Consider the following 24,596-nt stretch of genomic DNA (forward strand, 5'->3'; position numbering starts at 1 on the left):
CCAACCACCCGGGAACCTCCCCGGAATTCCGAGAGGAACGACCGCAGATGACCGGTCACCACGAATCTACCGGACCCGATCCCGCGCTGAGCAGCGATTCTGTGCGCCGGGTGAGCCAGTATCAGACGGCAGGCGTGAACGCCCGGTTGAGGTTGTTCGCACTCCTGGAGGCGCAGGGAGTGCCCGCGAGCGAGGCGGACGACCTGGTGGCCGCGCTGGAGGCCGGGGCGGTCGCAGGGGCGCAGTGCCAGGTGGTGGAGCTGGACGGCATGGCGCCGCGCCCTCGTGGCGCTGAGTTCGAGGACGGCTGGGACAAGGGCGTGGCGGCCGTGAGCGAGGCCCTGGTGGGCATCGCGGACCGGGAGTGGTCCCGGCGCGGCGGCCGGTCGGCTGGGGCCGCTGAACTGGCCGTACACATCGCGGACGTGAGGCAGCGTGAGCGCGTAGACCTGGTGCGGCTGGAGCGGTACGTCCGGGAAGCCGTACTGCCGGCCACGTACCCGCACACCACCAGGCGCCGCCAGGTCCTGGAGGCGCTGGGCGAGGCTGGCGGTCTGTGCACGGCCCGGACGGTCACCAGCGATGGGGACTACGTCGTCTGCACACTCGATGCCGGTCACTACGACCCGGACGACAAGCCGCCCTTCAAGGACGGAAAGCCGGGCGGCTGGCACAAGGCGGATGCGTCGATCTGGAACGACATGGGCGCGGCCTGCATTCCGCACGCGGCCCTCTGAAAGACCGCAGGAATTCAACTCCAGGGGAGGAACGGAATGTCAGCGATTCGGCTCAAGGAACACCAGGTAGACCAGCGGTCCGCGTTTAGGAAGTGGGTGGGATTCCCTGCAAGGTCATCCGTGCCCCCGCAGGGTGCCCGGGGAACGATCGTGTCAGCGACCGGCTCGGGCAAGACGATCACGGCCGCCGCGTGCGCGCTGGAGAGCTTCGCGGACGGCCGGATCCTCGTGACCGTGCCGACCCTGGACCTGCTCGCCCAGACCGCCCAGGCGTGGCGCCTGGTGGGCCACCGGGCCCCGATGGTCGCGGTGTGCTCGCTGGAGAACGATGCGGTCCTGAACGAGCTCGGGGTGCGCACCACCACCAACCCGATCCAGCTCGCCCTGTGGGCCGGGCACGGGCCCGTGGTCGTGTTCGCCACGTACGCCTCTCTCGTGGACCGCGAGGACATCGACGCACCCGAGGGCCAGCGGAAGGTTCGCGGGCCGCTGGAGGCCGCTCTGGCGGGCGGAGAGCGGCTCTACGGGCAGCGCATGGACGGCTTTTCGCTCGCGATCGTGGATGAGGCGCACGGAACCGCCGGTGATCTTGGTCGGCCGTGGGCGGCGATCCACGACAACCAGCGGATCCCGGCGGACTTCCGGCTGTACCTGACCGCGACCCCTCGCATCCTCGCCGCGGCCCGCCCGCAGAAGGGCGCGGACGGCCAGGAGGTGGAGCTCGCGACGATGTCGGACGACCCGGACGGCACCTACGGCGCCTGGCTCGCAGAGCTCGGTCTGAGCGAGGCCATCGAGCGCGAAATCCTTGCCGGATTCGAGATCGACGTCCTGGAGATCCGCGATCCCTCGCCGGTCCTCGGGGAGTCGGAGGAGGCGCAGCGGGGCCGGCGCCTCGCCCTGTTGCAGACCGCGCTCCTGGAGCACGCCGCCGCGTACAACCTGCGTACGGTCATGACCTTCCACCAGAAGGTCGAAGAGGCCCGCGCGTTCGCGGACAAGCTGCCCGAGACCGCTGCCGCGCTGTACCTGAACGACGCCTCCGACGCCGATCTGGCCGCCGCCGACAAGCTGCCGAAGTCGTCGATCGACGCGGAGTTCTACGAGCTGGAGGCCGGCCGCCACGTACCCCCGGACCGCGTCTGGTCGGCGTGGCTGTGCGGCGACCACCTCGTAGCCGAGCGGCGGGAGGCGCTACGCCAGTTCGCCAACGGCATCGACGCGGCCGGGCGCCGGGTCCACCGCGCCTTCCTCGCCAGCGTTCGCGTTCTCGGTGAGGGCGTCGACATCACCGGCGAGCGGGGAGTCGACTCGATCTGCTTCGCGGACACCCGCGGCTCCCAGGTGGAGATCGTGCAGAACATCGGCCGGGCGCTGAGGCTCAACAAGGACGGCTCCACCAAGGTCGCGCGGATCATCGTGCCGGTGTTCCTGGAGCCGAACGAGGACCCGACCGACATGGTCGCCAGCGCCTCGTTCCGCCCCCTTGTTGCTGTCCTCCAGGGGCTCCGCTCGCATGATGACCGACTCGTTGAGCAGCTCGCTTCCCGGGCGCTCACGAGCGGCAAGCGCAAGGTGCACGTCAAGCGTGACGAGGACGGGCAGATCGTCGGGGCCGGCGGCGCGGGCGACGGCGAGGACCAGGAGGACGACGACACCCAGGCCGCCGCGGAAGCCGCCCTGCTCCACTTCTCCACCCCCCGCGACGCGGCGACGATCGCGGCGTTCCTCCGTACGCGGGTCTACCGGCCGGAGTCCCTGGTGTGGCTGGAGGGCTACCAAGCCCTCATCCGCTGGCGGAAGGAGAACGAGATCAACGGCGTCCACGCCGTTCCCTACGACGTCGAGGTCGAAGTCGGCGTCACGAAGTCCTTTCCGCTTGGCCGCTGGGTCCACCAACAGCGGAAGGCCCTGCGGGCGGGTGAGCTGGAGGAGCGGCGCAAGACGCTGCTGGACGCGCCGGAGGCCGGGATGGTCTGGGAGCCGGGCGAGGAGGCGTGGGAGAGCAAGCTCGCCGCCCTGCGGTCCTACCGCCGGGCCACCGGACACCTCGCACCGCGTCAGGACGCGGTGTGGGGCGAGGGCGAGGCGATGGTGCCCATCGGGCAGCACATGGCGAACCTGCGCCGGAAGGGCGGCCTGGGCAAGGACCCGCAGCGGGCCGCCGTGCGCGCGGCGCAGCTGACGGAGATCGACCCGGACTGGGACTGCCCGTGGCCGCTGAACTGGCAGCGGCACTACCGGGTGCTCGCCGACCTGGTCGACGCCGACGGCGTGCTGCCCTACATCGCGGGCGGCGTCGTCTACGACGGCGATGACATCGGCACCTGGAGGTGGCGTCAGCAAGAGCCGGGCACCTGGGCGCAGCTCCTTCCCGAGCAGCGCGAGCGGCTGACCGCCCTGGGCATCCACGGCGCCACCCTGCCCCTGACCGCCGCCGCCCCGGCGGAGCTCCCCGCGGCGCCGGCCGACGCGGCCAAGGGCCCGAGGAAGGCCGGGAGCAAGGCGGAGGCGGCGTTCCAGCGGGGCCTGGCGGCCCTGGCGCAGTGGGTGGAGCGGGAAGGGCAGCGGGCAGTGCCGAGGGGGCACAGCGAGACGATCACGGTCGACGGTGAGGCGGAGCCGGTGACCGTGAAGCTGGGTGTGTGGAATTCGAACGTCAAGTCGAGGCGGGACAAGCTGAGCGCCGACCAGCTCGCCGCCCTGGCCGCGCTGGGCGTCGACTGGGCGGGCGCGGTCCGGGTCGTGCAGGACGCTCCGGCGCAGCCTGACGCCGCACGGGGCGCCCCGCAGCGCAGTCACCACGATGAGTGCGACAAGACGCTCTACGCGAGCGGTAGATGTACCTGCGACCTCATCGAGCAGTACGGGCCGCCCTCCGAGCGCGACGACTACTGACCGCTCCCCCGCTCCGACCGGACCCCGGGCCCGCCAAGGCCCGGGGTCTCGTGCTGTCGGTGGGCCAGCTGTTCGGCGCCGGATCCGTGAGGGCCTGCAACGCCGGGTGCAACACGCGGGTCGTCCTGGCTCATTTCGGGTGTTCCCGCAGGTCAGATGTGAAACGCGGGGCGTTGCACCGGGTGTTGCAGCCAGAGCGGGCGAAGACCTCAGCCCCTGCTCGGTGTAACGCTCTCCGGGGCGGGCGCGGCCTCCAGCCGGTCCAGCCGTTCGTAGAGGGCGCGCACGAGGCGGGCGCGGTTCTGGACGCAGCGCACGGTGCCCTCCAGCGGCGCGGACAGCCGGCCTTCCGCCTCGCGCAGGACGACGTCGGCGAGCGCCCGGCGCCCGCTGCTCTCGGGCAGCTGGTCCGCGCGGCGCCGGACGTCGGAGGCGACGGCGCGGGCGTGGCCGGTCAGCTGGAGGCCGATCTGCTCGTAGTCGCGTTCCGCGAGCGTGTCTTCGCCGGTCCACGCGAGGACGGCCTTCACGAGGCACTCGTACGGCTCCCGGTCCAACGGGAGCTCCGCCTCGATCAGGCCGTCGGGGTCGTACAGGACCGTGTGGCTGCTGGTGTGCATGGCGGGCCTCGCTGCCGGGAGCGTCTCGTGCGGGTGGCCGGCGGTCACCGCTGGGTGTCCTCGCCGCCGCCGTCCCCGTCGTCCTGGTCCTCGCTCTGCTGGGCGAGGAACCGGGCGAAGCCGCGGTCCGCGCGGGCCAGCAGGGCCGGGGAGGGCACGCCGTAGGCGGGCAGCTGGAGGCCGCGGCCCTCCGGGGCCGGGGCGGTGCTGTCGGTTGCGCGCATGCGACCCCGCCTCTCCGGCTGGTGGTCCGTCGGTGACTTCGACGCTACGCAGCGTTGGCGACGGACCTCAACGAGATTGCGAGAAATTGCGGCGGCTTCACTCCAGGGCGTCGATCGCGGCCCGGATCAGGTCGCGGGCCGCGTCGCCGTACACGGCCATCGACGCAAGGCCGGCGAACGCCTTCGCATAGTCGGCGAGCTCGCGCGGCTGCGTCACCTTGATCTCCGCCGTCAGCGTCTCCACCACGGCCACGTCGTCGTCGTGGAGGTAGAACGCCTCCAACGGCCACACGGTGCGCTGCGCGGTGAACGGGATGATCCCGAGCGAGACCGAGGCGAGCGGCATCACCGCCAGGAGGTGGCGCAGCTGCCCGCGCATCGCCTCGGGGTCGGCGGTGCGGAAGCGCAGGACCGACTCCTCCATGAGGACGACGTAGCGGTGCCCGCCCTCGTAGAGGAACCGGGAGCGCGCCACGCGGGCGGCGACCGCTTCGGAGACGTCGTTCGGCGTGCCCTGGAAGGCGGTGATCTGGCCCATGAGGGCGGTGGCGAAGCCGGTGGTCTGGAAGAAGCCGGGCGGGACGTTAGAGACGTACACGCGGCAGACGCGGGTCTGCTCGTGCAGGGCGTACCAGTCCTCCTGGACCGAGCGCATCCCGTTGCGGTGCAGGCGGCGCCACTCCAGGTACATCGAGTCGACCGCGCGGGCGGTGGCGATGAGGTCGTCGGCCTGGTCGTCCGCGCCGCACGCCGCGCACCAGGCGCGGATGTCGGCGTCCGAGGGCGGAGCGGCACCCTTCTGCAGGCGGGTCGTCTTGGCCGGATGCCAGCCGCACCGGGCGGAGATGTCCTTCCCGGTGAGGCCGGCGTCCTTGCGCAGGTGCTGTAAGCGCACGGCGAGCGCCTCGCGGGCCGCCTGGGCGCTGGACGATGGGGAAGTGCTCATGGGGCTGCTCAGGGGCCTAGACGGCGTACTTCTCGTGCGGGATGCCGCGCTCCCAGACCGTCTCGAACGCCGATGCGCACAGGCTCACCGCGGCCGGGTCCTCGGTGAGTTCGCAGCCCGGGTCGACCCAGTCGCCGTCGCCGCTGAAGAAGTGGAACATCACCAGGCGGCCGTCGATCAGCCAGAAGTCGTTGCCGGGCAGGGCGATGTCGGAGGCGTTGCGGCGGGGCAGCCAGCGGACCTGTTCGCCGGCGCCCACGTTCAGCACGGTGGCCGCGTGCTCCCACCGGATGTAGTCGGTCACCGGCTCGGAGACGATCCGCGCGCGGCGCATCACCACGCCCCGGGCCAGGGTCTCCTTCACCAGGCCGAGCCACTCGGGCCACCATCGGGCCGTGGGGTCCAGGTCGATCTGGCCGGTCCGGGCGAACAGCGCGATCTCTTCGGCCTCGTCGCCGACGCCGTAGCTGTCGCGCATCTCCAGATGCACCGCGCTGTGCTGAGCGCCCCTCAGCAGTTCAGCGAAGTCCGGCACGCTGCTCTGCGACATCACACGCCTCCCTCAGAATCGACGCCATCCGCACCGGGATACGGATCACCGTCTCGTGCGGCGGGACGCCCACCGCGTGGCCAGGTACCCACTCGGTCCCGCCGATCATCGCCTTCAACAACGCTTCGGCCTCCGGACCCTGGAGGACCAGGTCGGCGCTCTCTTCCTCCACCCACACCGTCGGCGACCCACCGCCTCCCGTGTTCGGGTCGATCCCGACGAACCGTAACGTCATGGCGCTCTCCCGTGTCGAGTCGGTTGCGCTTAGTTGCGCCGACCGTCTCGCGCACCGGCACTCTCGGTCAAGACCGGGGGCCGCTCGGTCCCCTGTTCGGTCAACAGCGTGCTCAATCCGACAGCCGGGTGGGCCGGGTGAGTGAACGCCGAGCCCCTGGCGTAGCCCGGTCGGCGTGCTGCCGGTTGGTGGGTTCAGCGGACCGATCGGCCCGCGCACGGGGCCACGTCTGCGAGGCACAGCATGGGACGTCACAAGCAGCACAAGCCGCGCCGCCCCCGGAGCGAGAGCGGCCAGCCGACCACGGAGTGGTTCGGCACCGCGTTCCATTCCACCGAGGGAATGCAGCACCTGGACGTTCGCCGGTCCGGCAACGGCATCCTGATCACGTCCTCCCCTGCCGAGATCGACGGTCTTCCGGCCTCTTGGCCGCTGCGTCTACGCAACGACGTCGACGGCGGGCTGAACGAGGTGGGCACGGCCCTCGCGGCCGGGCGCGGCCATGTCTTCGGCGTGACCGAGGGCCCCGGCTACAGGACCGTCCTGGCGTTCATGCCCGACCACCCGGAGGAAGGTGTCGGCACGCTGGCCCGGGTGCGCACCTCCGACGGCCCGGACGGCGACGTCGTCTTCGAGCGGAGCGCGGAGCGGCCGATGGGGCTGTGGGCGGAAGCCGGGGAGAACCTCCTGCGGATCGTGCCGGTGCTCGGTCCGGACGCGCCGCCGGCGGACGACCTCGAGGACTGCCGCCTGTGCCCCGGCTGCTACCGACCCGTCTACGAGAGCTCTTCCTCGCACACCCTGATCGGCGCCGGTCCGATGCTGGTGATGGGGCTGTGCAGGCTGTGCGCCGAAGGCACCACCCTCCGCTCGCTGCGGGGGATCGACGTCCCGGTCGACCCGCAGCAGCGCGCCGTCCTGGAGACCGTGGCCGCCGCCATGGCGTAGGCGGTTCGCCGCCCCGGGCAGGCCCCTCGCGCCGAAGGGCCTGCCCGGCTCGGACGTCAGCGGCCGGCGGGCTCGGGGTAGCGCTCGCGGCGCCGGGACGGGTCGTCGACGCCGATCTCGTACCAGGGCTCGCCCTGCTGGAGCCGGGGCAGGGTGTTCGCCCACACCGCGATGGCGATGCCCTTCACGTCGGCGGTGAGCGCCTGGAGGCGGTTGTCGAGCAGGTGCTCCGCCTTCCCTACCAGGACGACATGCAGCCGCGGGAAGGTCTTCGAGCGGGTGTAGCGGTGGCGCTGCCAGAACGGGTACGTCCCGCCGATCGTGCCGCGGGCGCCTTCCCAGACGCGGTGCCCGGCGTAGCGCTCGTAGTCCCAGACCTCCTTCGCGAGGCGGGCCTGGGACATGGTGCCGTTGTCGAGCTCGAAGAGGCGGACCTCGCTGGTCTTGGTCGGCCACGCTAGGACGGCGTCGGTGTTGAAGCTCAGGCCGGTCTCCTTGATGGCGTGGTTCACCTCCACCTGCCAGTCGGTCAGCGAGCGCCGACCGCCGTAGGCCAGGATCGTGTCGGTCACCGCGAGTCCGTGCGGACCGAACCCGGCCTTCACCGCCTTCGCTCCGGTGCCGGCCTTCGGACGTGGTGGCAGCTCGTTGCCGTCAGCCAGAGCCTTCTGTCCCGCCACCGTCAGGTTCCAGATCTTGTCCTTGCCGTGCTTCCCGTTCGTCTCCGCCAGCCCGAGCTCCGCCAGTTCCACCATCGCCCTGCGCACGTACGACCGGCCGTCCGACTCCTCCGCCGTGATCACCGAAGCCATCTGCCGAACCGTCGCTATCCGCACACACCCCAGCATCCGCAGCGCATCGGCCCGCACCTTCCCGGCCGTGGGAGTGGACCTCTTCCCCTTCGCCGACGTCTCAGGGGAAGGGAGAGAGGTGTCAGCGTGCCGGGAGGCACCCTGACGGGCAGTGTGAGCTGCGGTGATCGGCGCGACGTTGGAATCGTTCACGGCACCGTTCACGGCACTGGATTCCGGGCCGCCCGGAAGGCGCTCAGCACCCCTTGTCCAGGTCGGGCGCGGCTCCGGGTCGGGCTGCCGGGCGCTGCTGGTGTACGTCATGGTGAAGGTCCTCACGCAGGTGGCGCGGGGGTCCGGATGGAATCCCCCTTCACTTGCTAGAGGTGTCGCGAAAGTCGACGGTGTGACGATCCGCCTTTCACCGTTACCGAGCCGTGATCACCCGGCGGGCGCCGCGCAGAGCTCGGAGACGATCGCGAACGACGTCGTCACCATCGGCACCGCCATGGCCGGCGGCATCACCGTGTGCGTGGTCTGGCCGTGCGCCATCCCGTTGCGGATCTGCCGACCATAGTCGAGGTACTCCGCCTGCCGATCCGTCAGGATGCCGTCGGCCGCGCCCTGCTTGATGAGGCCGTGCAGCGGCTTCTTGCCCGCGTCCGGGATCCGGTCGCGGAGCACGATCTCCACCGCGATCAGGGCGTGCATGACCGCCACGGTGGAGAACTCGTAGCAGTAGTACGACTGGCGCAGCAGCTCGCGCGCCGTACGCAGGACCGTCGCCGCGGCATCGGGCACGCCGTCGGGCACGACCAGGTCCTCCACGAGGTCGTGCATGTCGGCGTAGGAGGTGACGAAGTAGTGGGCCCGGTCGTCGGGGACCGGGAACGGCAGCCGCTGCGTGGTCATCCCCGAAGTCTCCCAGCGGCACGTCCCGGGCGGCAGCGGCTTTTCCCCGGTCGTCGCGCAGCGTGCCGGGACGGAGATTTCTCCCCCGTTGAAATGGGCGGTATGTCGCAGGTAGCGGACCGTGTCAAGGGGAAACGTGATGAGGGGCCGGGCCGTGGCCGCTCACCGTCAGTGCGCGGACTCTGTCCACAGGGCTGCGGCTCGAAGGTGTCTTCGAGGCCGCCGCGATCAGCGGGGCGGCCCGAAGACAGGGAGCCACCCATGCCCGAGAACACCGTCACCGTCCCGCTCGCCCCGATGCAGCCGGCCGACGTCGTCGACGCCTTCGCCTACATCCAGGCGTGGCACGCCAGGGACATCGACACCGCTGACACGGTCGCCGACGACATCGGCCCGGAGAAGCTTCACCAGCTGCTCGTGGACGTCGCCGCGCGCGTCTTCATCCCGATCACCGCCGAGGACGACCACGACGGGGAGCCGTGCGCGCACTCCTTCCTCGCCGCCGCGCTCGGGCGGCTGCTGCTGGAGCTCGCCTGCCACGGCGTGTGCCTGGCCAACTCGCGGGGCATCGCCGACACCATCACCCGCTTCACCGAGAACATCCTCACCGAGGACCACGGCGACGTCGCCGGCGTCCTGCGCCAGCTGGAGGCCGCCGGGATGAAGCAGGCGACGGAAGCGCACCCGGTGCGCCTCACCGCCGTGTAGCGCGCACCACCCGATGCCGGTGGTGCGCACCTCGCACCGCACCGCGCGCACCGGGTGCGCACCATCGTCGGGTGGTGCGCACCCGGTGCGCGCACCACCCCACCGCACCGCGCATCGGGTGCGCACCACCGGCCTCACCGCACCGCACCGGGCACGCGCCGCGCGCGGCGGCGGACTCCTATATCACACACCCCCTTGACCGCGACCTGACTGGAAGACCGCACCGGGTCTGACGTGGGGAAACGTGCTGGGTTGCGCACCTGGTCCAGAAGCGATGCGCGCCCGCCGGAACCTGAAACAGGGGTAGGCCGGCGGTGCGCGCACCGGTGCAGTGCGGGACATCGGGTGCGGCGCACCGGGTGCGCACGTGCCTGCCGGACATCGTCGGATGGTGCGCACCGGGTGCGGTGGCGGACATCGTGGTGCGCATCAGAGTGGCGTCCATCGTCATCCGGTGCGCACCACGGTGGCGTCCACTCAGTGCGGCCCACCGGGTGGAGCCCATCGAGTGGACGCCACTGAGTGGAAGCCATCGGGTGGAGCCCGGAGTGGACTCCACCCGATGCCGTACATCGCCACAGGATGCAGAACATCGCGGGCTCCACTCGGTGGACGATGTCCGGCATCGTCACCGCAGCCAGGCGTTGGAGCGCCGCACCCGGGACAGGGCGCGGGCATCACGGCGGGCAGCCGCGTTGCCGATCCGGCTCTGCCGGGAGCGGGGCCGGCGCGACTCCCCCGCAGCGAGGCGGCGCTTGGCGGCGTCCTGGAGCCGCTCCCGCTGATCCTCCAGCTGCTTCTTCTTGGCCGCCTTCGACTTCGGTGTCCGGGGCCGCTTCCAGATCGGCTGCCAGCCCACGGGCACCTCGGGCTCGGGCTCCTGGTCCTCACCGAGCGCGGCGGCCATCTCCCCACTGGCTGCGCGGGCTCGGGCGAGGACGTCCTTCACCTCCGGGATCTCGGGGGTCTCCGGTGTGGTCATGTGAGTCCTCCTGTGGGTGTCCGGCCAGGTGTCGGCTGCACGCCGGGCGGCGGGGTGTGTGACGGTGCGGGCGCCGGCGGGGCGGGCTGCTGCCGGGCGGCGCGGGCGGCGGCGCGCTCCCGGACTGTGTCCTGGAGCCTGGCGGCCATCTGGGCGACGGCCTCGATCGTGGCGCGGGTCTGCTCCAGCGCGGCAGCCTCGGTCCCCTGCTGCTGCTCCTGGGCGCGGTCGGCCTCCCGGTCCGGGCGCGACGGACGCAGGCCAGTCCTCGAGGTGCCGGGCACGGCGACGGTGTGCGGGCGAGCTCGGGAGCCTAGGCGCTCCGCACGGCGCGCCGCGTGTATCCGGGTCTTCAACGCGTCGGCGGCGAGGCGTGCCCGTGCGTAGAGAGGGAGCGTCCGGTTGCGGGTCAGCGGGCGCAGCACGGCCTGGTCCGCCGTGTCGCGCGGGTACAGGGCGTGCAGGTCGGCGGTCATCATCAGGCCCCGGCCGACGGGGCGGGTGTAGTCGTCGACGACGGTCTGCACGATTCGTTCGTCCAGGCCGGGCTGGTGGGGTCGGCCGCGCAGGACGTAGGAGAGGTAGCGGCGCGCTTCGGCGAGCAGGTGGTGGCGTTTGAACGCCCCGCGCATCACGTACACCACGGCGACGACGTCGACGGCCGCCAGGGCGACGTCGACGACTGGCCGCACCCGCGCCCACACCGCCGCGGCCGCCGCTCGCGCCCGCTGCGCCAGCCGGTCGATGACGTCGGCGCCGAACGCGGCGATGGCCGACTCCCGCCACCGCTCGCGCAGCTCGGACAGCGGCCGCATGTCCTTGCGCTTGGGTGGGCGCGTCCGGTCGGCGGCCCGGCAGGCCAGCCCGTAGGCGGCCTTCTCGCCCGGCTCGTGCCCGTGCTCTTCCACGTACTCGGCTGTGAGGACGAACAGCGCTTCCTCGATCTGCTGACGGCGCGTGGACTGCCAGCCGATGAGCCGCTGATCTATGCCCGCGATCTCCATAACGGGACGGCGGCCGGGTGTCACCTCGCGCGGCTCCCAGGCCCACCCGAGCCGGGCGGACACCTCTTCCATGAAGAACAGGAGGTACAGGGTGTCGGCGGCGACGATGTGCGACAGCAGCGTGTCCGCCGACAGGTTGCCCCACGTTCCTTTGGCGTCCGACCGGCGGGCGCGGATCGACACCACCGCATGATCGTGGAGCAGCGGCTTCGACTCCTCAGCTCTGGACTCGTAATGCCGGAACACCGCGACGATCAGCCCGTCGCGGACCGGTGTGCGGTGCTTGCCGCCGCTCCCCGACCGGGTCTGCGCGACCGACTCCCCCAGCCACTTCAGCGTCTTGTCCACGGCGATGTCCTGGCACAGCTCCAGCACTCGCCGATGCTCGTCACCCATCAGCGCCCACGCGATGTGCACCGTCGGCGGCGGCCGGAACACCAGGTCCATGCCCAGCCAGGGAACGCGCTCCTTGGCCTTCTCCGTCTTCGGCGACCGGTTGTGCTCGATGGGCCTGCCCAGCACGCTCGCCCGCCGGGCCTTCGCCGGATGGTCGCCCGCCTCCAGGCGCTCGCGCTCGATCCGGTCGGCGTCCGGGTGCCGGCCTTCTCCCAGGAGCAGTTCGGCCTGCCGCTCGCTCACCACGTCCCCGGCCGTGAGGCCGACCGCCTCCAGACCACGGCCCCGCCAGATCCCGGGCGGGACGCCGGCCTCGTCCTGGGCGTCGCGCAGCGTCGTGCCCGCGGGGCGGTGGCCGTCACCGACCATCACGCCGCGGAAGAGGTAGCGCACTCCGTCACCCGGACGGAGCTCCGATTTGCTGATCACCGGGCCATGGAACACCGGTCATGACCTGCGCAAAAGCGCGATCCAGGGTCCTTCCCGCCGGGCGGGAGGCCATCACCAAGTCTTTACCGTGGCGCCCGCCAGGCGGGCCGTCCCGGCAGCCCGCGACGGTAAGCCGCCGACGTGTGCAGAGTCCGCCGCATGAATCGAGAACTGCTCCACGGAGACCTCTGCCCCCTGTGCGGCCGGCCCCTCACGCTGCGCCCGTCCGTCGTCGTCCGCTCGAACGTGCCGTACTCCCCCAGGACCGACTACTTGCCCCACTGCAACGCCTGCGCCAACGACCTGCCCAACGCGCAGATGTGGAACGACCTCATGAACGACCACTACGGCCTCTGACCCGGACCGTGCGAATGCTGCGCGCCGACCACATCAGCATCACCCGCCACGAAAACGCACGGCAACCGACTCCATCGTCATCGAGCACGCACCACTGCACCGCACCCCCGACAACCCACCACCACTGACCTCGCCACGTCACCGACGCCCTTCAACACGAACAGCCACCACTGCCCCCGGCCACCGGCCGGGGGCTTCGTGCTTCCCGGAGGAGTTCGCCGTGCCCACGTACGAGACCCTGCCGCGCTTCGCTGCCGACCTGGACCGCCTCACCCCGGAACAGCGCCGCAAGTTCCGCCAGACCGTGGCGGCCTTCGTCGAGGATCTGCGCGCTGGAGGACGCTTCCGGGCCGGCCTTCGCGTCAAGCGCGTTCAACGGGCGACCGGGATCTACGAACTCACCTGGTCCATGGGCACCGGCCCCCCAGGACGCGCCACGTGGCAATACGGACCAGCACGTCACCCTGACACCCCGCACGTGATCTGGCGTCGCATCGGCACTCACGACATCCTCACCGGGCCCTGACGGCTTCGGGAACGCGGAAGGCCGGCCCCCGTGGTCTGGGGCCGGCCTTCGTCATCGGCCTCGGAGGTCACTCCGCCTTCGGGAGCCTGATCGCCACGGCCCTGTCGATCTGCTGGAGCAGCGAACCGATCTCCTGGATGAGCGGGACGGCGACGTCGGGCTGTGCTTCGACGGCCCGGCGTGCTGCCGACTTGTTCACTCTCTTCGCTGCCTCCTGGAGGGAGGCGAGGGTGTTCTGCAGTCGCTCGATGTCCTTCGTCGCAAGGGGGTCCGCCTTGCTATTACTGGGCTTCTGGCTCGACTCCCCATTTGGGGAGTCGCTGCCGAGCGAGCTGATGTCCGGGACACCGTCGTTCTTCTCGTCGGCGTCGGACTTCTTCTCCGGCGCCTCCAGGAGCTCGCGGACGCGACGGCCGACGTCGGCGGGCTTGGCGTCCTTCGGGAGGAAGCCGAGGTCGCCCACCACCTTCTCTACGAGCTCCCCCGTGACGCGGGGGCTGCATCGGGCGATGGTGTCGTAGACCGTGATCGCGACCTTGTCGTTCGTCTGGCGGCGTAGCTCGGTCATCGCGCGGACGTGGGACTCCGGCGGCTTGTGCCCGAGGTTGGCGAGCGCTTCACCGACGCGCCATTCGTCGATGAGCCGGTAGAGCTGAGATTCGGAGACCTCCCAGGTGTCCCAGACCCATGCCGCGTAGTTGGGGTTCTCCTCGCGGTGGAGCTTGGCCACGCTCATGGTCTCGAACGACTTGCCTGCGATCCAGAAGGCGTTGCGAAGGTTGTCGACCCCGGCCTTGCAGGCTTCGAGGTCCGCGCGCTCCTGGTCGGACAGCTCGTCTTCGCTGTGAGGCTGGTAGGGCGCGGGGATCAAGGCGAGGGAGGTGCCGGGCAGTGGCTTGACCACCACGCTCGCCGCACCGGCCGCTGCCGCCAGACCTCCGCCGAAGAGGCCGCCTGCGCCCTGGCCTTGCTGGGCTTCTTCGTCGACGTCGAACAGGCCCATCAGGCCCTCCTCCTGGTGTGGTCAAAGATTTCCTGGTTCAGCTCCCGCATCTCCTTGGCCAGCGGAACGATCGTGTCCGGGACGACGTCGGCCGATGTGGCGCGGCCGGCCTTCACGTCGTACGGCGTCGCGGAGGTCGGGAGCAGGTCGGCGTACTCACCGAACAGCAGCCCCTTCTTGCGGGCGTTGCGTGCGGGCACCTCTCGGTAGCCCACGATCGTCTCCAGGATCGGCGTGCCCTCGCCCAGAGCCGTGCGGATGTCTTCGTAGACGGCCGCGTGCATCAGCGTCGCCGCACGGTTCGAGCCGTAGAGGAAAGCCCCGGCCATCTGGAGGTGAGGGTTCACCTGGGTCTTCACCAGCTTGAAGTTCTTGCTGATGCGCTCCATGCCGCGGACCGAGGAATCGTCGGAGCGGGTGGGCACGATGAGGTACTTCGCGGCGGCGAGCACCAACTGCTCCAGGGAGTCCTTCTCCGGGGCGCTGTCGAAGATGATGCGGTCGTAGAGAGCCGCGATCGGGGCCAGGGCCTGCGCGAGCGACATGACGACGCCTGCGCCTTCCTGGAGCGTGCGCAGCATCAGGAGCCCGTCGATCTCGCCGACCTTGGGCCCGCCAGGCATCACGTCCAGGTTCGGGCGTACTTCCCGGATCGGCCGGAGCGGGGTGCGATCGTGTATGGCGCTGTAGAGACCCTCACCGTCTATGACGGACGGGCCCTCCGGGTGGATTCCGCGGTTGAACCGCTTGATGCCGAGGTCGTCGTCATCCTGCCCGGTCACGCAGATGAGGAGGGTCCGCTCCCCGGCAGCCGCGGATTCGCCGGCGAGGTGCGCGGCCACCGTGCTCTTGCCGACGCCGCCCTTCCCTGTGCCGACGACGGTACTTCCCTCGGGAGGTTCGATCGGCTGCGCTGCGCTTGGGTTCAGCACGGGGGGTGCCCTTCCTTGTTACTCATGCGTGGGCCGCACCGTGCGCGGCAGGGGCATCTTGGCACACCCAGAACCCTTGCCAGGACTGGCTTGCGAGCATCGCTCCCCATTTGGGGAGTCCATTTCCGGGCTCATGATCCATCGAGTGCCGGACGGCGCGGAGTTGACGGCTCTGACTCCAGAAACGAAAAAAGCCCTGCCTCCGGCACGGGGCCAGAGGCAGGGCTTCGGGTGGAGCAGTCGGTCAGGTCGCCCAGGTCGCGGGCGCACCGTCTTCGTCGGGGTTGGGGAGGCCGGCGGCGGTCGCCGGGGCGGCGGGGTGTCGCAGGGCGGTGATCGGGATGGCGCCGGGCTCAGTGCTGGGTGCCCAGACCATGCGCCAGGTGTCGTCCCACTCGCATCCGCAGCCGTGTTCGGGGTGCGGGTGCCGTAAGAAGGCGCCGTGGGTGTGGACGGCGCGCGGGATGCGAGGGATGAGGACCGCCGGGTCGTCGCCGGGGTAGAGGTGCAGGTTCCGCCAGCCGTGGGTCCGGGCCATGTACGCGGCGGCGGCCTCGATGACGTCGGCCCACCGCTGATGCCCAAGGACCAGGAAGCCGACCGGGTAAAGGGCATCGTCGGCCTCGCCCTCGATCCCGGCGACGAACAGGCCCTGGTGGGCGATGAACCCGTGGTCGGCCGCGCCGTCGACACAGGGCGTCCAGAGCTGTTCGGCGGGGTGCACGGTGCCGTCGTCACCCTCGCTGGTCTCGATCTCGTACAAGGCCGGGGCGGTCATGCGCTCACCCCCGCGACGGCGGCGTCCAGGAGCGCGACGGCGTCGGCCTCGTACGGGTCGACGAACAGCTGGTGGTCGCTGACGTCGAACGGCGCGTACCGCGCGGAGACGCGGAAGCCGGGCACCGCAGTGGTCTCCCTGCCCTCCAGAGCGGCGGTGAGCCGGCCGTAGTCCTGCTGGGCGTGCCGGGTCTGTGTGTACGGCCCGAGGCGCAGCAGGGTGTAGCCGTCGAGGCTGTCGTCGCGTCGGCGGGCCTCGATGTAGAGGGCGTAGTGCGCGAGCTCCATGCCGACGTCGTCGGGCAGGGGGAGGTTCGCGGCGGCGTGGGTGAGCATCGCGTAGCCGGGCTGCCAGATACCGAGGATCGCGCTGGTCTCGCAGCGGAGCCAGCCGCGTTCGGTGTAGCCGAGCTGGCGGCCGTGGAGGTAGGCCGCGGCGTGCGGGGTGTCGGGGTGGACCAGGGCCACGGCGATCATCTCGGGGCCGTGGTCGTCGCCGGGCCGGGTGTGCGCGCGTTCCACGAAGGGGCCGACCCGTACGGCGATGTCCTGGGAGCCACCGGGCGTCCAGGTCTGCGGGTTGCGTACGGCGGCGAGCATCGCGCGGAACTGGTCGACGACGGCCTGGTCCTCGGGGGAGAGGGCGCCGGGGGCGGTCCCGCAGCGGCGGAAGCGACGGATCATCGGGTGGGCTCCTGCTCGAAGGAGGGGTGGGTGCTCGCCGGGCGCAGGTAGTGGGCGGCGGCGTTGACGAAGTCGTCGTGGGCGACCTTCGCGGCCTCGCGGGCAGCGATCAGGTCCTCGGTGGTGGCGTACGCGTCCCGGATCGCGTAGGTGAGCGTGATCATGCGGTCGGCGGCGGCGCGCACCGCCTGGTCCTCGATGAGGATGCGCAGCGCGACCAGCGGGCGGGTGACCGCGCTGCGGGTCATGTGGCTCTCGCCGCGCAGGGCCTCGATCCGGTCGGGGCCGGCCTGCTTGAGGACGGCGTCGCCGCGCCTCCACATCGCGGTGCGGTGGTCGGAGGCGGCGCAGGCGAGTGCGGTGACGGCCTCCAAGCGGTCGCGGCGGATCGCCTCGCCGTGGGCGGCGCGCATCTGCCGTTCGGCGGCACGCTCCTGGAAACGGCCGCTCACGATGGCGCCCAGCAAGGTGGCGACGATGGCGAGCGCTGCGGTGATGAGGGTGGGTAACACGCGGGTCCTCTCGGTGGGCTGACGGAGTGCGAGAACGGGGAGCGCCGCGCCCGGCCGGGAAAGGCGGGCGCGGCGCTCGGGGGTGGGGCTACTGGGGGATGGGGGTGACCACGAGGAACTGGTCGCTGCCGAGGTCCATCACGACGTGGGCCTCGGTGCCCTGGGCGCGTTGGGCGGCGGCGAACTCTTCGGCCGGCCAGGAGCCGCGGGGGCCTCCGGCGGGGAAGCGCTCCAGAACGGTGCGGGCGGGCGCGGCGGTGGCCATCAGGCGTCACCGCCGTTCACGCGCTGGTCGGTGTCAATGAGGGTGGCGATGGCGTCGGGGTTGTCGGCCAGGCCGACCCACCGGCCGCTCGTGGTGAAGACGGGGACCTGGTCGCGCTCTCCGTCGAAGACGACGACGTAGTTGGCGTACCGATCGAGGGCCATGTCGCTCAGGACCGGGATGAGCGCGGTGTCCAGGACCTCTAGGGCGTCGACGGTGAGGTGGGCGTCCTCGCCGGGCGTCCGCGGCGGGACCAGAGTGCCGGTGACGCGCAGCAGGTCGCCGGGCTGTACGCCGGTGAGCAGGGCGTGGGTGATCCGGGGGTCGCCGCTGGTGCAGGAGACGATCGTGTCGGGCGCGTCGTCGGCGAGGGTGTCGATGTCGGCGGGCCGGACGATCAGGTCGAAGGTGGCCGTGTCCGAGCGGCGGCCGGGGACGGGGATCGCGTCGATCCATCCGTCGAGGGCGCAGTGCTTGGTGTCCATCAGCTGGCCTCCGCCAGGGTCTCGGTGGGGCGAGGGGAGCGGGGTCGGGGGGTGCGCTGCGCGAGCACCAGGAGCTCGCAGTTGCGCTTCTGCTGCGCGGGGGTGAGGGGCCGGGCCTTCGCGGCGCCGTGGCGGTGCCACAGCGGAGAGGCCGGCGGTTCGGGGTAGGCGAGCGCGTGGTCGACGTCGCGGTCGGTGCTGCTCATGGGGGCCTCCGAGGGGGAGGGGTTCAGGCGTGGGTGGCGCGCTTGGTGCTCTTGGGCTGGGTGTCGGAGGCGAACCGGCCCTCGCGTCGGGCTTCAACGGGGTTCGCGGCGATCCAGTCCTCAGCGCACGCTTTGTGGACGGGCTCCCCGGAGTGGGAGCGCATCGGCGTGGGCTTCTCGCACAGCACGCAGGGGCGGTCCTGCCAGCGGTCGTAGTGCTGGCTGTCGCGCCATTCGAGGAGCGCGCCGGGAGCCGGGACCAGGCCCGGCTCGAACGGCGGCTTCTTCTTGGCTCGGGCGCTGGTCACGGCCGGAAGCCGGGCAGCTGCTGGAAGACGCGCTCCAGCAGGTCCGGCGTCGGCTTCCACGGCACGACCTGTCCGCGCGCGGGGACGGGCAGGGGGAGCTCCTGGACGTCGGCGAGCACGAGGTGCCAGGCGCCCGGGTGCGCCCACTCCGAGCAGAGCGGCGCTCCCTCGAGGTCCTGGTGGCAGTCGGTGACCCGGGCGACGCCGACGACCGCGCCGGTGACCAGCTGGCGGTCGCGGATCGTGCGGCCGATCAGCGGGACGCGCAGGGCGGGCCGGTCGATGGTCTGGCTCGTGTGCAGCAGCACCCAGCCGGTCCGCCACCGGACGGGGCGGTTCTCCACCGTCTTGTCCCCGGCGAGGATGCAGGCCGCGTACGGCTGCCGGATGCTGATGCCGCGGATCCAGTCGCCCTCGGGCAGGGGCACGGTGCTCATGCGGCCCGCCCCCACACAGCCGTACCCGGCCGTCCGGCCCGGCGGCCGTTGATGGACGGCACCGTGCGGTGCTGCGCCGTCGCGAGGACCGCGCGGCCGGAGTGCTTGCCGTCGTAGAGAGCGGCGTCGGCGGCCCTCTGCAGAACGGTCAGGTCGCGCGAGCCGACCGAGGCCGGGGCCGCGGCGCCGACCGAGGCGGCGACGTCGACGGTGCGGCCGTCGTCCAGGGTGACCGGCGTGTGCAGCATCCGGACCAGCTGCTCCAGACGCTGCGTACGGCGGCCGGCGGGGAGCGCCAGGACCACGGCGAACTCATCACCACCGAGGCGGCCGACGGACGCGCGCGGGCCCGCCCACGCGGTGAGCCGGGCACCGAACGCCGCGAGGACGGCGTCCCCGGCCGGGTGGCCCATCGTGTCGTTGATCTGCTTGAAGTGGTCGGCGTCGACCATGACCAGCACCGTGTCGTCGCCGTGGCGGGCGAGGATCCGGCGGGCGCGGGCGGTGTAGGTGTCGCGGCGCAGCAGACCCGTCAGGGGGTCCTTGTCCTTGCGGGCACTCTGCTTGATCAGAACGGTCGCGTGGACGGCCCAGCCGGTCAGCGGCACGGCGGCGGCGGTGATCAGGAGGGTGCGCGGGCCGAACCGGCCCGTCGTGTGCAGGACGGAGTCCATACTGAGGATCTCCCTCTCGTCTCGTACGGGTTGGGTGGGCCCGGGGCAGCCGTCGAAGCCGGTCAAGCAGAGCGGCTGTCCCGGGGCAGAGCTACATCTCGAAGGGGCTGGAGTTGAGCCAGCTGTAGGGGTCGTTCCAGGGGCCGGCCGTCGCGGCGGGCCAGTCGAGCTCCCAGCCGGGCCGGTATCCGCAGGCCGACCAGCCGCCCGAACCTCCGTGGGGAATCTCGTGTCCGGCCTCCGCAGCGGCGCGCGCCGCGTCGTAGACCTCGTGCGCGGCCTTCACGGCGGCGCTGCGGCTGTCCGCCCAGCCAGTGAAGACGTGCACGCCTTTCAGGCCGGGCGTCTCGGTGCTCCGTATAGGGACGTCGACCTCGAAGTACGGGGGCTGGGTCATGACGTCCATCTCCTCTCGTGATCGCGGTGTGAGGGACCACCGCGACCGCCCCGGCCCCGGCGGTGGGCCCGGGTCGGGGCAGCACGGAGGTCCGTCAGCTGCGGATCGCTTCGAGGTCCTGCTCTTCGAAGTCAGCGCCGTCGACGTCGTCGTCCTGGTCGTCGCCGTCGTTCGGGCCGTGGACGGTGCAGACGATGTCCTCGTCGTCGTCCAGGTCGCCGTTCAGGGCGCGGAACAGGCAGGTGACGCTGTAGGCGGGCACCCAGGCGCGGCCGGTGCATTCGTCGTCGTGCGGGCAGGGCACGGCGACGTCGAACCCGATGTCGCCCTCACCGTCCACGTCGGTGCGCAGGGCGAGGGTCAGGTACATCTGCCCGAGGCGGATCTCCGCGACGCGGTCGCCGTCGGCGATGTTCGAGCCGTCCTTCCACCGCCACAGCGGCAGGATCTCCGGGCCGAACACCCGGCGGGGGAGCAGCAGACCACCGAGGCCGTCGCCGTCGTCCAGCCCGAGGTCGGCCTGCCGCCTCTCGCTGAGCCGCTCCAGGAAAGGCAGCAGCTGGTAGAGGGACTCGGAGTAGGCGACCTCGATGAAGCCTTCCGACTTGAGGCCCCGGCGCTGCGAGTCGACCATGTCCTGGCGCTGCCGGATGACGACCTCTTCCGGCACGCGGCGGTTGGCCGGCCGCGCGCTCTGCCGGTCCACGCACACCGTGCCGGGCGTGGCGACCATGAGCGCGATGGGGAGCATGCCGTGCCGCTTGGCGGCGGCGATCAGCGGCTCCCTGGAAGCGCGGGTGACGTTGGTGGCGTCGATGACCGTGAAGAGCCGACGGCGCATCCTCGCCTCCAGGAGCAGGTGCAGGGCAGCAACCGCGTCGCCGGTTGCGTCCTGGTCGCCCGCGTCGTCGCTGACGACCTCGCGCAGCGCGTCCAGGGACAGGACCTGGGATGCGGGCCAGGTGTTCGCGATGGTGGTCTTCCCGGCTCCGGAGGGGCCGATGAGGACGACCAGCCCGTTCTCGGGCATCTGCCAGCAGCACAGCTCGGACATGCGGATTCTCCTTGTGTCAGCGGACGATCATGTGGTCGGGGTGGCCGTTCTTCATGTGGTCCACGCACTGCGGGCAGTCCTCGCGCGGACCGAGCCCGGCGTGGGCCTCGCGGCTGGCGTACGCGTGGAACCAGCACTGCGTGCACTGCCCCTTGGGCGGGTTCGTCGCCTTCGCGCTCGCCATCTCAGCGGTCTCCCTGCGGGTGGAGGGCGCGGGCGGCCCAGATGAGGCGCTGCCCGGCGTTGTCGGTGAGGAGGGCGGCGGCCTCGTGTAGCGGGCAGGAGGCGTCGCCGTCGCGGTCCGGCTCGATCTGCTCGGCACGGCGCGCGGCGACGGTGAGCAGCTGCGCCAGGGCCGCGATGAAGCCGCCGGGCGGGTCGGTGTCCTCGATGAGCTCGCGCAGGATCGCGGCGAGCTCCTCCTGGTCGACGTCGTCGGCGCTCAGGTCGTCCTCGATCTGCTGGAGCGCCAGCGAGGCGATGCCGACCGAGGCGCGGACGCGTTCCAGCCGCGTACGGGTCCGGGCGGTCACCGGGTGGTGGCCTTGGTCGTGGCGATGAGCGCGGCGACGGTCTCCCAGCCGTGGTGCCAGGAGTTGTCGAGGTGGAAGGCGCCGTTCATGCCGAAGTCGGCCAGCTTGTAGAAGTTGGTCTTGCCGGTCTTGTCGGCGAGCTTCTCCAGGAGCCCGTGGCCGGGCACCCGGCGGTCCGCGATGTAGTGCGTGCCGAACGACAGGGCGAGCGCGGCCGCGGCGGCTCCGGGGTGGACCCGGATGCCCAGCGCGCGGGCCCCGAGTCCGGTGATGATCGCCTGCGTGGCCGTGTAGGTGAGGCAGTGGTGCAGGCACGCCTTGCGGCCGTCGGCGCTGCCGTGGGTGGTCTTCTCCTTGGTGGCCGGGTCCTCGTAGGTGACCGGGGCGTCGTCGGAGGCGCCCTTCACGCGGGCGCAGAAATCGTTCTGGACCCAGAAGTCACCGATCGCGCTGGCGGCGCGGGTCAGTCCGAGCAGGGCGGCGAAGGCGGCGGGACGATGCATGCTGGAGTTCTCCTGATCTCGACATGGGTGAAGGGGAACGGGGCGGCCGGCCTCTTGCCGATGCTGCGGTCGCCCCGTGGATGCGCTGTCGCCCCGGCCGATTCGGCCGGGGCGGTGGTCTGTGCGGGTGGCGGTCACTTCCGGGGCGGGTGCGGCTGCACCAGGAACCGGGTGCCGGTGCCGCTGTATGCGGGCGCGGCCTGGAGGAAGTGGCCCTCGGTCCGTACGAGCTCGAACATCGCCTGCTTGATGAAGTCGTCGTCGCGCTGGAGGTCGACGCGGTCCTCGAGGAAGTCGGTCAGGTGCACGGGGTGCGGTGAGGTGGTGCCGTGCGGGCGCTTGCTCTGCAGGCGGCTGCGCACGATCTGCGCGGCGTCCTTGTCGTCGGGGATCGCCGGGACGCCTCGGTTGATGGCGCGGCAGTGGGCGGCGTGCGCGTTGGCGAGGTCTGCGGCCTCCGACTCCGTCAGCCGGACGCGGCGGTCGTTGCGGGCCGCGCGGTAGGTGCAGCCGAGGCACGCGGCGGCGTAGGAGGAGCTGCGATCGCTGGCGGAGGTGTAGACGAGGACGATCGCGCCCTCCAGCGGTCCGAGGGTGTTGCGGTAGCGCTGGACGACGGTGGTTCCCGGCGGCGTCCACAGGGCCGGGTCCTGCACGTCGGAGCGGCGGGTGAAGAGGCTGCTGAGCATCGTGACTTCTCCTTCGGGAGGGTCGTTGATCAGGCGGCCAGCCGGTGGGTCACCGGGGCCGTGGAGGCGAGGTAGGTGTCGGGGCTGGGCTCGTAGCCGCGGGCGCAGGGGTCGCAGCAGCCCTGGGTGCGCAGCGGGAGGCAGAAGTAGTACCGGCGCCCGCACTCCGGGCACGTGGACCTCGCGGCCATTGCCCGGTCCAGCGCCTCTTCCTGCGCCAGCGTCGACGTGCGCTTCGGGCGGGCGAGCGCCACGCTGTAGAGCCAGGCCCTGGTGGGATGGATGCACGCCTGGTCGGGCCGGTACGAGCAGCCCTTGCAGCGCAGCACCGCGACCGGTCCGTGTCCGCCGGGGCTCAGTCCGAGTTCGCGTAACTGCCGCCGGGTGACCAGGCCCTCAGGACAAGCGCGCCGGTCGAACTCCTCCAGCGTCGCGGTGCTGCGCGGCACGCGCTTGATCTCGCGGCGGCGCTTCTTCCGGGGGCGGGGCATCACCGGCTCCAGGCGCCGGGGAGCTGGTGGGGGCGGTGCGGGTAGCGGGGGCCGGGGCGCTGCGGGCGGGGCCGTCCGATTCGGCGGCGCGGGCGGGGGATGAGCACGTTCGGTTCCTCCAGGGTCGGTGCACAGCGCCGCGCCCCCGCCGACAGCGGTGTCGGCGGGGGCGCGGCGGGTGACGGATCAGGCGGGCGTGTGCGTGCGGTGCGCGCCGGGCGTCGTCGGGGCCGGCGTGGTGTGGCTCGGGCGCGGGTGCTGGGGCTGCGGGTCGGGGCCACCGTGCAGGTGGGTGCCGATCAGGTAGCCGATCAGCAGCCCGAGCACGCCGTAGACCTTGTGCCGGTTCGCCCGCCACCAGGTGGGCGGGGTCGGCTCCGTCAGCACGCCTATGACGGCCACATGCTCTCCATTCGTTCGGGGACAGGGGGTGGTGGTGCGTGAGGCCGGTCGGCCTGTCCGGCCCTCGCCCCGGCCCGCGGCTGCGGGGGAGGGGCGAGGACCAGGCGGAGCGACCGGGGTCAGTCCCGGAAGGGGCAGCCGGTGTGCGGGTGCTGTTCGGCGGCGGGGGCCGGGGGCTGGACGGGGACGTGGATCTCGGGCTTGACCGTGACCTTCGCGGGGCGCCCGGCGACGACGCGGCGGCGCAGGGTCAGGCCGCGCATGGCGAACGCGGACAGGAACGTCCAGGCGAGGACGGCGAGCCCGGCCGCGACGGTGCGTCCGGCTTCCGGAGTGGTCGTCCAGACCATGAACACGGTGGCCGCGCCCCACGCCGTCCACATCGCGCGCACGCCGTTGTTCCGGGAGAGGTAGCCGAGGACCAGGCCGGTGATGCCGGTGAGCAGCCACAGCGTGTAGACGGTGGAGCCTTCGACGGCGAGGCCGGCGGAGTGCTGCGCAATGTACGTGCGCACCGGCTGGTCGACGACGGCGGCGACCCCGCTGGAGGTGTCGACGCCGACCTGCACCTTGGGCACGGCCGTGAGCAGCTGGTGCAGGGCCTGGAGGACGACTTCGCCGGCGGCCTTGGCCATCAGCACGACGAAGGACACCCCGGCGACCATCAGCACGGCCCGGATCCAGGGAGCCATGTGCCGCGGCCCGTTCTCGGGGGCGCTGAGGATGTCCTGCCACATCTCGTAGAGGACGCCGTCGACGTCCCAGGCCCGGTTCCACCCCTCGCGCAGCTGCTCGCGCAGCGCGGCGAACCGCGGGGGCTTCGGCGGCGCTTTCGGGAACGGCACGGGGAGGTAGGTGAGCTCCTGGCGGTTCTGGCCGGGGTTGTTGTCGTTGGACTGCACGGTCAACTCCAAGGTGTCGATGAGGTGTTCACGGAGCGTGCGAGTGGGACAAGCTGTGTGCGACAGGACCGGAGAGGGG

General features: G+C 71.7%; 35 protein-coding genes. 6 read left to right on the top strand and 29 right to left on the bottom strand.

Features of this window, described 5'->3' with window-relative positions:
- The first annotated feature begins 110 nt into the window (after positions 1-110).
- Both ACZ7L9_RS34745 and ACZ7L9_RS34750 read left to right on the top strand, forming a co-directional pair.
- On the top strand, positions 111-737 hold the full coding sequence (locus tag ACZ7L9_RS34745) for a hypothetical protein (RefSeq protein ID WP_471421526.1): 627 nt from the start codon (positions 111-113) through the stop codon (positions 735-737).
- Between the two features lie 36 nt (positions 738-773).
- Positions 774-3,635, top strand: coding sequence for a helicase associated domain-containing protein (locus ACZ7L9_RS34750; RefSeq protein WP_471421527.1), 2,862 nt, complete (start codon positions 774-776; stop codon positions 3,633-3,635).
- A 209-nt stretch (positions 3,636-3,844) separates the two neighbouring features.
- On the opposite strand, the gene ACZ7L9_RS34755 is transcribed toward ACZ7L9_RS34750, so the two are convergent.
- The 5 genes from ACZ7L9_RS34755 to ACZ7L9_RS34775 form a co-directional block, all read right to left on the bottom strand.
- On the bottom strand, positions 3,845-4,255 hold the full coding sequence (locus tag ACZ7L9_RS34755) for a DUF6415 family natural product biosynthesis protein (protein WP_471421578.1): 411 nt from the start codon (positions 4,253-4,255) through the stop codon (positions 3,845-3,847).
- 44 nt (positions 4,256-4,299) lie between these two features.
- Positions 4,300-4,479, bottom strand: a complete 180-nt coding sequence (locus ACZ7L9_RS34760) for a hypothetical protein (RefSeq protein WP_471421528.1) — start codon at positions 4,477-4,479, stop codon at positions 4,300-4,302.
- A 97-nt stretch (positions 4,480-4,576) separates the two neighbouring features.
- Complete coding sequence (locus tag ACZ7L9_RS34765) at positions 4,577-5,425, bottom strand: helix-turn-helix domain-containing protein (protein ID WP_471421529.1); 849 nt, start codon at positions 5,423-5,425, stop codon at positions 4,577-4,579.
- Positions 5,426-5,441: 16 nt separating this feature from the next.
- Positions 5,442-5,975, bottom strand: a complete 534-nt coding sequence (locus ACZ7L9_RS34770) for a DUF6879 family protein (protein ID WP_432043470.1) — start codon at positions 5,973-5,975, stop codon at positions 5,442-5,444.
- On the bottom strand, positions 5,944-6,210 hold the full coding sequence (locus tag ACZ7L9_RS34775; RefSeq protein WP_119611666.1) for a hypothetical protein: 267 nt from the start codon (positions 6,208-6,210) through the stop codon (positions 5,944-5,946). The genes ACZ7L9_RS34770 and ACZ7L9_RS34775 overlap by 32 nt, the downstream gene beginning before the upstream one ends.
- A 243-nt stretch (positions 6,211-6,453) precedes the next feature.
- Between ACZ7L9_RS34775 and ACZ7L9_RS34780 the strand changes: the two genes are divergently transcribed.
- Positions 6,454-7,158, top strand: coding sequence for a hypothetical protein (locus ACZ7L9_RS34780; protein WP_471421530.1), 705 nt, complete (start codon positions 6,454-6,456; stop codon positions 7,156-7,158).
- 56 nt (positions 7,159-7,214) lie between these two features.
- On the opposite strand, the gene ACZ7L9_RS34785 is transcribed toward ACZ7L9_RS34780, so the two are convergent.
- Both ACZ7L9_RS34785 and ACZ7L9_RS34790 read right to left on the bottom strand, forming a co-directional pair.
- Positions 7,215-8,273 carry a replication-relaxation family protein gene (locus tag ACZ7L9_RS34785; RefSeq protein ID WP_471421531.1) on the bottom strand — a complete coding sequence of 353 codons (1,059 nt, stop codon included), beginning with the start codon at positions 8,271-8,273 and terminating at the stop codon, positions 7,215-7,217.
- Positions 8,274-8,390: 117 nt separating this feature from the next.
- Complete coding sequence (locus tag ACZ7L9_RS34790) at positions 8,391-8,861, bottom strand: hypothetical protein (protein ID WP_471421532.1); 471 nt, start codon at positions 8,859-8,861, stop codon at positions 8,391-8,393.
- A gap of 261 nt (positions 8,862-9,122) precedes the next feature.
- On the opposite strand from ACZ7L9_RS34790, the gene ACZ7L9_RS34795 reads away from it, so the two are divergent.
- Positions 9,123-9,569, top strand: coding sequence for a hypothetical protein (locus ACZ7L9_RS34795; protein ID WP_471421533.1), 447 nt, complete (start codon positions 9,123-9,125; stop codon positions 9,567-9,569).
- A 628-nt stretch (positions 9,570-10,197) separates the two neighbouring features.
- On the opposite strand, the gene ACZ7L9_RS34800 is transcribed toward ACZ7L9_RS34795, so the two are convergent.
- Both ACZ7L9_RS34800 and mobF read right to left on the bottom strand, forming a co-directional pair.
- Complete coding sequence (locus ACZ7L9_RS34800; protein WP_471421534.1) at positions 10,198-10,551, bottom strand: hypothetical protein; 354 nt, start codon at positions 10,549-10,551, stop codon at positions 10,198-10,200.
- On the bottom strand, positions 10,548-12,320 hold the full coding sequence (gene mobF, locus ACZ7L9_RS34805; protein ID WP_471421579.1) for a MobF family relaxase: 1,773 nt from the start codon (positions 12,318-12,320) through the stop codon (positions 10,548-10,550). The genes ACZ7L9_RS34800 and mobF overlap by 4 nt, the downstream gene beginning before the upstream one ends.
- A gap of 219 nt (positions 12,321-12,539) precedes the next feature.
- On the opposite strand from mobF, the gene ACZ7L9_RS34810 reads away from it, so the two are divergent.
- Positions 12,540-12,737, top strand: a complete 198-nt coding sequence (locus tag ACZ7L9_RS34810; protein ID WP_471421535.1) for a hypothetical protein — start codon at positions 12,540-12,542, stop codon at positions 12,735-12,737.
- A 220-nt stretch (positions 12,738-12,957) separates the two neighbouring features.
- Complete coding sequence (locus tag ACZ7L9_RS34815; RefSeq protein WP_471421536.1) at positions 12,958-13,263, top strand: hypothetical protein; 306 nt, start codon at positions 12,958-12,960, stop codon at positions 13,261-13,263.
- A 67-nt stretch (positions 13,264-13,330) separates the two neighbouring features.
- Here ACZ7L9_RS34815 and ACZ7L9_RS34820 read toward each other — a convergent pair whose 3' ends face one another.
- The 20 genes from ACZ7L9_RS34820 to ACZ7L9_RS34915 form a co-directional block, all read right to left on the bottom strand.
- Positions 13,331-14,266, bottom strand: a complete 936-nt coding sequence (locus ACZ7L9_RS34820) for a hypothetical protein (RefSeq protein WP_471421537.1) — start codon at positions 14,264-14,266, stop codon at positions 13,331-13,333.
- Positions 14,266-15,198 carry a ParA family protein gene (locus tag ACZ7L9_RS34825; RefSeq protein ID WP_119611676.1) on the bottom strand — a complete coding sequence of 311 codons (933 nt, stop codon included), beginning with the start codon at positions 15,196-15,198 and terminating at the stop codon, positions 14,266-14,268. The genes ACZ7L9_RS34820 and ACZ7L9_RS34825 overlap by 1 nt, the downstream gene beginning before the upstream one ends.
- A 244-nt stretch (positions 15,199-15,442) precedes the next feature.
- On the bottom strand, positions 15,443-15,976 hold the full coding sequence (locus ACZ7L9_RS34830; protein ID WP_471421538.1) for a hypothetical protein: 534 nt from the start codon (positions 15,974-15,976) through the stop codon (positions 15,443-15,445).
- Positions 15,973-16,659, bottom strand: coding sequence for a hypothetical protein (locus tag ACZ7L9_RS34835; protein WP_471421539.1), 687 nt, complete (start codon positions 16,657-16,659; stop codon positions 15,973-15,975). Before ACZ7L9_RS34835 ends, ACZ7L9_RS34830 begins: the two co-directional genes overlap by 4 nt.
- Complete coding sequence (locus ACZ7L9_RS34840; RefSeq protein WP_471421540.1) at positions 16,656-17,171, bottom strand: hypothetical protein; 516 nt, start codon at positions 17,169-17,171, stop codon at positions 16,656-16,658. The genes ACZ7L9_RS34835 and ACZ7L9_RS34840 overlap by 4 nt, the downstream gene beginning before the upstream one ends.
- Positions 17,172-17,259: 88 nt before the next feature.
- Positions 17,260-17,436: a hypothetical protein gene (locus tag ACZ7L9_RS34845; RefSeq protein WP_471421541.1), complete on the bottom strand. Its 177-nt coding sequence runs from the start codon at positions 17,434-17,436 to the stop codon at positions 17,260-17,262.
- Positions 17,436-17,921 carry a hypothetical protein gene (locus ACZ7L9_RS34850; protein WP_471421542.1) on the bottom strand — a complete coding sequence of 162 codons (486 nt, stop codon included), beginning with the start codon at positions 17,919-17,921 and terminating at the stop codon, positions 17,436-17,438. Before ACZ7L9_RS34850 ends, ACZ7L9_RS34845 begins: the two co-directional genes overlap by 1 nt.
- A complete protein-coding gene (locus tag ACZ7L9_RS34855; RefSeq protein WP_471421543.1) occupies positions 17,921-18,127 on the bottom strand; it encodes a hypothetical protein in 207 nt (68 codons plus the stop codon). The genes ACZ7L9_RS34850 and ACZ7L9_RS34855 overlap by 1 nt, the downstream gene beginning before the upstream one ends.
- Before the next feature lie 23 nt (positions 18,128-18,150).
- Positions 18,151-18,435 carry a hypothetical protein gene (locus tag ACZ7L9_RS34860; RefSeq protein ID WP_471421544.1) on the bottom strand — a complete coding sequence of 95 codons (285 nt, stop codon included), beginning with the start codon at positions 18,433-18,435 and terminating at the stop codon, positions 18,151-18,153.
- On the bottom strand, positions 18,432-18,872 hold the full coding sequence (locus ACZ7L9_RS34865; RefSeq protein ID WP_471421545.1) for an ASCH domain-containing protein: 441 nt from the start codon (positions 18,870-18,872) through the stop codon (positions 18,432-18,434). Before ACZ7L9_RS34865 ends, ACZ7L9_RS34860 begins: the two co-directional genes overlap by 4 nt.
- Positions 18,869-19,546 carry a GGDEF domain-containing protein gene (locus ACZ7L9_RS34870; protein WP_471421546.1) on the bottom strand — a complete coding sequence of 226 codons (678 nt, stop codon included), beginning with the start codon at positions 19,544-19,546 and terminating at the stop codon, positions 18,869-18,871. Before ACZ7L9_RS34870 ends, ACZ7L9_RS34865 begins: the two co-directional genes overlap by 4 nt.
- A gap of 91 nt (positions 19,547-19,637) precedes the next feature.
- Entirely contained in the window at positions 19,638-19,943 is a 306-nt protein-coding gene (locus ACZ7L9_RS34875) for a hypothetical protein (protein ID WP_471421547.1), read from the bottom strand.
- Positions 19,944-20,037: 94 nt separating this feature from the next.
- Positions 20,038-20,997, bottom strand: a complete 960-nt coding sequence (locus tag ACZ7L9_RS34880) for an AAA family ATPase (protein WP_471421548.1) — start codon at positions 20,995-20,997, stop codon at positions 20,038-20,040.
- 16 nt (positions 20,998-21,013) lie between these two features.
- Positions 21,014-21,181, bottom strand: coding sequence for a pRL2-8 (locus tag ACZ7L9_RS34885; RefSeq protein WP_471421549.1), 168 nt, complete (start codon positions 21,179-21,181; stop codon positions 21,014-21,016).
- A 1-nt stretch (position 21,182) separates the two neighbouring features.
- Positions 21,183-21,530: a hypothetical protein gene (locus ACZ7L9_RS34890; protein ID WP_471421550.1), complete on the bottom strand. Its 348-nt coding sequence runs from the start codon at positions 21,528-21,530 to the stop codon at positions 21,183-21,185.
- Positions 21,527-22,033, bottom strand: a complete 507-nt coding sequence (locus ACZ7L9_RS34895; RefSeq protein WP_471421551.1) for a hypothetical protein — start codon at positions 22,031-22,033, stop codon at positions 21,527-21,529. The genes ACZ7L9_RS34890 and ACZ7L9_RS34895 overlap by 4 nt, the downstream gene beginning before the upstream one ends.
- Positions 22,034-22,167: 134 nt before the next feature.
- Positions 22,168-22,722 carry a hypothetical protein gene (locus ACZ7L9_RS34900; RefSeq protein WP_471421552.1) on the bottom strand — a complete coding sequence of 185 codons (555 nt, stop codon included), beginning with the start codon at positions 22,720-22,722 and terminating at the stop codon, positions 22,168-22,170.
- Positions 22,723-22,751: 29 nt separating this feature from the next.
- Positions 22,752-23,213, bottom strand: coding sequence for an RRQRL motif-containing zinc-binding protein (locus ACZ7L9_RS34905; protein WP_471421553.1), 462 nt, complete (start codon positions 23,211-23,213; stop codon positions 22,752-22,754).
- 186 nt (positions 23,214-23,399) lie between these two features.
- Positions 23,400-23,615, bottom strand: coding sequence for a hypothetical protein (locus tag ACZ7L9_RS34910; RefSeq protein ID WP_471421554.1), 216 nt, complete (start codon positions 23,613-23,615; stop codon positions 23,400-23,402).
- A gap of 119 nt (positions 23,616-23,734) precedes the next feature.
- Positions 23,735-24,517 carry a hypothetical protein gene (locus ACZ7L9_RS34915; protein ID WP_471421555.1) on the bottom strand — a complete coding sequence of 261 codons (783 nt, stop codon included), beginning with the start codon at positions 24,515-24,517 and terminating at the stop codon, positions 23,735-23,737.
- Positions 24,518-24,596: the final 79 nt, after the last annotated feature.

It is taken from the genome of Streptomyces sp. NPDC111516 (assembly GCF_055635345.1).

Excerpts from the sequence above, each read along its gene's own strand:
- ACZ7L9_RS34760 (WP_471421528.1), bottom strand. The coding sequence starts at position 4,479 with ATGCGCGCAACCGACAGCACCGCCCCGGCCCCGGAGGGCCGCGGCCTC.
- ACZ7L9_RS34795 (WP_471421533.1), top strand. The coding sequence starts at position 9,123 with ATGCCCGAGAACACCGTCACCGTCCCGCTCGCCCCGATGCAGCCGGCC.
- ACZ7L9_RS34755 (WP_471421578.1), bottom strand. The coding sequence starts at position 4,255 with ATGCACACCAGCAGCCACACGGTCCTGTACGACCCCGACGGCCTGATC.
- ACZ7L9_RS34750 (WP_471421527.1), top strand. The coding sequence starts at position 774 with ATGTCAGCGATTCGGCTCAAGGAACACCAGGTAGACCAGCGGTCCGCG.
- ACZ7L9_RS34780 (WP_471421530.1), top strand. The coding sequence starts at position 6,454 with ATGGGACGTCACAAGCAGCACAAGCCGCGCCGCCCCCGGAGCGAGAGC.
- ACZ7L9_RS34905 (WP_471421553.1), bottom strand. The coding sequence starts at position 23,213 with ATGCCCCGCCCCCGGAAGAAGCGCCGCCGCGAGATCAAGCGCGTGCCG.
- ACZ7L9_RS34775 (WP_119611666.1), bottom strand. The coding sequence starts at position 6,210 with ATGACGTTACGGTTCGTCGGGATCGACCCGAACACGGGAGGCGGTGGG.
- ACZ7L9_RS34875 (WP_471421547.1), bottom strand. The coding sequence starts at position 19,943 with ATGACCCAGCCCCCGTACTTCGAGGTCGACGTCCCTATACGGAGCACC.
- ACZ7L9_RS34830 (WP_471421538.1), bottom strand. The coding sequence starts at position 15,976 with ATGACCGCCCCGGCCTTGTACGAGATCGAGACCAGCGAGGGTGACGAC.
- ACZ7L9_RS34810 (WP_471421535.1), top strand. The coding sequence starts at position 12,540 with ATGAATCGAGAACTGCTCCACGGAGACCTCTGCCCCCTGTGCGGCCGG.
- ACZ7L9_RS34800 (WP_471421534.1), bottom strand. The coding sequence starts at position 10,551 with ATGACCACACCGGAGACCCCCGAGATCCCGGAGGTGAAGGACGTCCTC.
- mobF (WP_471421579.1), bottom strand. The coding sequence starts at position 12,320 with ATGGTCGGTGACGGCCACCGCCCCGCGGGCACGACGCTGCGCGACGCC.
- ACZ7L9_RS34770 (WP_432043470.1), bottom strand. The coding sequence starts at position 5,975 with ATGTCGCAGAGCAGCGTGCCGGACTTCGCTGAACTGCTGAGGGGCGCT.
- ACZ7L9_RS34790 (WP_471421532.1), bottom strand. The coding sequence starts at position 8,861 with ATGACCACGCAGCGGCTGCCGTTCCCGGTCCCCGACGACCGGGCCCAC.
- ACZ7L9_RS34885 (WP_471421549.1), bottom strand. The coding sequence starts at position 21,181 with ATGGCGAGCGCGAAGGCGACGAACCCGCCCAAGGGGCAGTGCACGCAG.
- ACZ7L9_RS34895 (WP_471421551.1), bottom strand. The coding sequence starts at position 22,033 with ATGCATCGTCCCGCCGCCTTCGCCGCCCTGCTCGGACTGACCCGCGCC.
- ACZ7L9_RS34845 (WP_471421541.1), bottom strand. The coding sequence starts at position 17,436 with ATGGCCACCGCCGCGCCCGCCCGCACCGTTCTGGAGCGCTTCCCCGCC.
- ACZ7L9_RS34870 (WP_471421546.1), bottom strand. The coding sequence starts at position 19,546 with ATGGACTCCGTCCTGCACACGACGGGCCGGTTCGGCCCGCGCACCCTC.
- ACZ7L9_RS34850 (WP_471421542.1), bottom strand. The coding sequence starts at position 17,921 with ATGGACACCAAGCACTGCGCCCTCGACGGATGGATCGACGCGATCCCC.
- ACZ7L9_RS34865 (WP_471421545.1), bottom strand. The coding sequence starts at position 18,872 with ATGAGCACCGTGCCCCTGCCCGAGGGCGACTGGATCCGCGGCATCAGC.
- ACZ7L9_RS34855 (WP_471421543.1), bottom strand. The coding sequence starts at position 18,127 with ATGAGCAGCACCGACCGCGACGTCGACCACGCGCTCGCCTACCCCGAA.
- ACZ7L9_RS34765 (WP_471421529.1), bottom strand. The coding sequence starts at position 5,425 with ATGAGCACTTCCCCATCGTCCAGCGCCCAGGCGGCCCGCGAGGCGCTC.
- ACZ7L9_RS34880 (WP_471421548.1), bottom strand. The coding sequence starts at position 20,997 with ATGTCCGAGCTGTGCTGCTGGCAGATGCCCGAGAACGGGCTGGTCGTC.
- ACZ7L9_RS34785 (WP_471421531.1), bottom strand. The coding sequence starts at position 8,273 with ATGACGTACACCAGCAGCGCCCGGCAGCCCGACCCGGAGCCGCGCCCG.
- ACZ7L9_RS34820 (WP_471421537.1), bottom strand. The coding sequence starts at position 14,266 with ATGGGCCTGTTCGACGTCGACGAAGAAGCCCAGCAAGGCCAGGGCGCA.
- ACZ7L9_RS34835 (WP_471421539.1), bottom strand. The coding sequence starts at position 16,659 with ATGATCCGTCGCTTCCGCCGCTGCGGGACCGCCCCCGGCGCCCTCTCC.
- ACZ7L9_RS34900 (WP_471421552.1), bottom strand. The coding sequence starts at position 22,722 with ATGCTCAGCAGCCTCTTCACCCGCCGCTCCGACGTGCAGGACCCGGCC.